We start from the raw sequence: 3,717 nt of genomic DNA on the forward strand, positions 1-3,717 counted from the left end.
ACCGGGCAGGGAGACAATTACCTTACCGTCCCGCTCGAACCACATGCCAGGCGCGGTACCCCAGTCATTCTGTAAATAGACACAGCTTCTTGGCAATGCCGCTTGTTGACGGTTCAATTCAGTCATCGGTCGCCCGCGGCGTACGAAAAAATCCGTAATGAGTGCTAGGGCAGATTCATTGATTTCTAATTCAGTGTCCAAAAATTGGCAAAGTGTATGCTTGGTGATGTCGTCTTTAGTCGGGCCCAGTCCACCCGTGATAATAAGCACGTCGACTCGATGCAAGCCTTCCTCCAAAGCTGCCAAAATTTCTTCGGCATTGTCGCCCACCGAAGTTTTGCGGACGGGTCGAATACCAATATTGGTTAATTCGGTGCCTATCCACTGCGTATTGGTGTCGGTGATTTGGCCGAAGAGAATCTCGTCGCCAATCGTCATTACTTCCGCCTTGATGGCTGCCCTCATTGGTACGGTTTCTGTTATGTAAACCTTGTTTTAGCCCAAAATTACGTAAAATTTATCGGGAACGATTACGTTTGTCGAGTAGTTCAAGAAGCAAACAAAACCCACTACGATGTACAAAAAATGTTTAATAGTGCCGATTGTCCTACTGATGGCTGGATGTTCGTCACAAGCGCAGTTTGGCAAAACAAAATTAGGTAAGATACTTGGGCAGGTTCAGGAGCAGTCAGGCGCACTTTCCGAAAATGAAATTGCCAATGGTCTTAAAGAAGCACTTAAAGTCGGGATAGGCAACGGCTCGGCCGAAGCTTCGCGTACCGACGGCTACCTCAAAAATCAATATATCAAAATACTTTTCCCGCCAGATGCCCAGAAAGTAGAGAATACGCTCCGACAAATTGGCCTGGGCGATGAGGTGGATCGCTTCGTACTTTCGTTGAACCGCGCCGCAGAAGATGCTGCCAAGAGATCAAAGCCCATTTTCATCAGCGCCATTACTTCAATGACGATCAACGACGCAGTCGGAATCCTGAGAGGCCCGGAAGACGCCGCGACTACCTATTTGAAGCGAACGACCAATGAGCAGCTATACGATTCTTTCTTCCCCGTAGTGGATAGCACGCTGAACCTCAATCAGGCAACACGGTACTACGCCGATCTGGTAAATACCTACAACAAAATTCCTTTCGTGCAGAAGGTGAATCCTGATCTGAAACAGTATGCTACCCAAAAAGCAATGGATGGGTTGTACTTTCTGATTGCCCAGGAGGAAAAGAAGATTCGGGAAGACCCTGCCGCCCGTGTGACGGACATTTTAAAGCGCGTATTTGCGCGAGCCGGACAGTAAAGTGTACTTTTGCGAAAATCTTCCCAAATAAGTTGATGAAAAAATCAGAAATACATTTTACGGTCGAAGTCGATAACCAAAATGTTCCCGACAAAATCCATTGGAGTGCCACCGATAATCCCAATGAGGGTATTGAGGACACTCGCGCCATTGCGGTGGCAGTCTGGGATCACTACCATCGTGGTACTTTGAAGATCGATTTGTGGACAAAGGAAATGGAAGTGATTGACATGAAGCGCTTCTACATCGAAACTATGAGTGGCATTGCCGATACGTTGCTTACTGCCACGAACGACAAAAAGATGGCTGACAATATCGAGGCTCTATGCCAGCAATTGAGTAAAGACTTGGAGGCGGAGATTAAGGCAGCACAATAGTTCAAATTTCAAAGTCCATGAGTTTAAAGTTTAATAAAAGAAGGCGTAAAATCTCTATTCTGGGGCTGGCATTTTTTTTAACGGCGTTAGTTTCTTGTCAAAAAGACTCTGATAACAAGACAAATTCAGCCAGTTCTGCTGAGGCGAGCACTTTGACGCCAGTCACACAAGAGGGCGTTACATTTTATGCCAATGATGTTGATAAGGCGTTTGAGATGGCTAAGGCGCAGAACAAACCCGTCTTTTTGGAAATCTATTCGGAGTCTTGCCACGTGTGCCAAAGCTTTATTCCTGTTTTCAAGGAAGAAAAGGTTAGTGATTTTTATAACGACACTTTCTTGAATTACCGGATAGAAGTCAATTCGCCAGAGTTCCAGAGCTTCGTTTTGGGGCAGAAAATCTTTGTTCCTTCTCTCCCTTTGCTGCTATATTTTGATCAAAATAGAAATCTGATTCATTTGGCAACCATCGAACCGAGTGGGGACAAGCTAATCGAGCAAGGAAAACTAGCGCTTGATCCTGATTTGCGCGCGCCCTCAATGAAAAAGCGCTTTGAAGCGGGTGAAAAAGACAGTCAGTTTTTGATCGACTATGCGCTGTTCAGCAAAGTGACTATGGATACTGTGTCTAACCGGAAAGCAATGGAGATATACGCCAGCCAGCAACCGGAAAACAGCTATGCTTCCAACACCAATTACCTGGCAATTCAGAAGCTGCTGATGGATGTAGAGAACCCGATGGGAAAGTACTTCGTCAACCATTTTTCAACTTTCAAACGGGGCCGCGACGCGGAGGAGGTGAAAAACGTGGCGGAAAATTTGATTATGTCTTCGTTGTACAGCAGCTTCGGCAACCAGTATAGTAGCGATAAGATTAAGCAGATGCGGGATTACATGATCAAAGTTGAAATCGATCCGCAGGTAGCGCGAAACAGAGTGCTATTACCTCTAATCAATGCTTATTTTCGGGAAAGTACGCCAAAGCGGGCAGTAGAATTAGTCAATAGCCACATCACCCAGGTACCCCTTAAAGTGCCGGATTATGCCTATTTGTTGAAGTACTTTAACGAGCATTCTCCCGATGCAAGTTACGTTCAGTCAGCGGAAAAGTGGGCGGATAATGCGCTCAATATGGCCCCTAAGGGTTCGGAAGAAGAAGTTAACATTCGAATGGAACTGGCTGCGGCCAAGCGTCGACAGTAGATTTCTCACAAATCTGCAAAGAGTACTTAGCGACTTTGCCTCTCGTGCTTGGCGAGATCAAGATTGAAGGGGGCCTGAGAGAGAATGAACCTAGAATCCTCGTCGCCTAATTCCATAGCACGAAGGAGATCCCGCTCAGACTGAGCAAACTGCTCCATCCGCAAACGCGACAAGCCACGAAAACGTAAAGCATCAGCATTCTCATTCCTGAAAAACCAAACTGCTTTATCGAATTCTCGGAAAGCCTCGGCAAACTCTTTCAAAGCCAAGTGCGCTTTCCCTTTGTCCATAAAGCAGTCAGAAAGCGTGTTGTCGAAGCTCAAGGCCTGTTCGAGGTCATACAGCGCAGAGTAATAATTCTCGTCGAACAGGTTGCACTTTCCCCGATAAGCGTAGGCAACTGCCGATTTGGGATTGGCCTTTACGACTTCATCAAAATACCGGAAAGCTGCTTCGAACCTGTTTTCATTTAACAGCCAAATCCCTTCTGCAAAGCGAGCTAAATCCTTCTCTGCCTTCGTCTCGTGATCCGTCAGGTAATACTTCACGAAGAGGTAAGGGATAAGTAGCAGTACGACTAGGCAAATTTCCATTGTAGTTTTTTAGGGATTTTCAGGCAAGTTCAGTACGAACCTTAGCCGGGAGGCTCGCAACTACCAGATCGTAGGAAGCCTTTATCCAGGACTTCAACTTTTCGTCTGAAACGCTACCGTCGACCTTGACTGTGTTCCAATGTTTCTTGTTCATATGATAGCCAGGCAAAACGCAATCGTATTGTTCGCGTAATTCCTGTGCTTTCAATGGATCGCATTTGGCGTTAAACTGCACT

Annotated in this window: 6 protein-coding genes; 3 read left to right on the forward strand and 3 right to left on the reverse strand. The window is 46.1% G+C overall.

Features of this window, described 5'->3' with window-relative positions; genetic code table 11:
- Positions 1-465: competence/damage-inducible protein A (locus tag ACEW8P_RS04410; protein ID WP_373511897.1), on the reverse strand; the 465-nt coding region annotated here is incomplete at its 3' end.
- A gap of 109 nt (positions 466-574) precedes the next feature.
- On the opposite strand from ACEW8P_RS04410, the gene ACEW8P_RS04415 reads away from it, so the two are divergent.
- From ACEW8P_RS04415 to ACEW8P_RS04425, 3 genes are read left to right on the forward strand one after another with little or no spacing between them, the layout of a single operon-like run.
- Positions 575-1,309 carry a DUF4197 domain-containing protein gene (locus ACEW8P_RS04415; protein ID WP_373511898.1) on the forward strand — a complete coding sequence of 245 codons (735 nt, stop codon included), beginning with the start codon at positions 575-577 and terminating at the stop codon, positions 1,307-1,309.
- 35 nt (positions 1,310-1,344) lie between these two features.
- Positions 1,345-1,686, forward strand: coding sequence for a gliding motility protein GldC (gldC, locus tag ACEW8P_RS04420; protein WP_373511899.1), 342 nt, complete (start codon positions 1,345-1,347; stop codon positions 1,684-1,686).
- A 17-nt stretch (positions 1,687-1,703) separates the two neighbouring features.
- Positions 1,704-2,888, forward strand: coding sequence for a DUF255 domain-containing protein (locus ACEW8P_RS04425; protein ID WP_373511900.1), 1,185 nt, complete (start codon positions 1,704-1,706; stop codon positions 2,886-2,888).
- 26 nt (positions 2,889-2,914) lie between these two features.
- On the opposite strand, the gene ACEW8P_RS04430 is transcribed toward ACEW8P_RS04425, so the two are convergent.
- Entirely contained in the window at positions 2,915-3,481 is a 567-nt protein-coding gene (locus ACEW8P_RS04430) for a hypothetical protein (RefSeq protein ID WP_373511901.1), read from the reverse strand.
- A 19-nt stretch (positions 3,482-3,500) separates the two neighbouring features.
- Positions 3,501-3,717: MmcQ/YjbR family DNA-binding protein (locus ACEW8P_RS04435; protein WP_373511902.1), on the reverse strand; the 217-nt coding region annotated here is incomplete at its 5' end.

It is taken from the genome of Persicitalea sp. (assembly GCF_041751555.1).
Lineage (GTDB): Bacteria > Bacteroidota > Bacteroidia > Cytophagales > Spirosomataceae > Persicitalea.

What these genes read in the sequence shown, in the direction of transcription:
- ACEW8P_RS04425 (WP_373511900.1), top strand. Translation starts at nt 1,704, where the DNA reads ATGAGTTTAAAGTTTAATAAAAGAAGGCGTAAAATCTCTATTCTGGGG.
- ACEW8P_RS04415 (WP_373511898.1), top strand. Translation starts at nt 575, where the DNA reads ATGTACAAAAAATGTTTAATAGTGCCGATTGTCCTACTGATGGCTGGA.
- ACEW8P_RS04430 (WP_373511901.1), bottom strand. Translation starts at nt 3,481, where the DNA reads ATGGAAATTTGCCTAGTCGTACTGCTACTTATCCCTTACCTCTTCGTG.
- gldC (WP_373511899.1), top strand. Translation starts at nt 1,345, where the DNA reads ATGAAAAAATCAGAAATACATTTTACGGTCGAAGTCGATAACCAAAAT.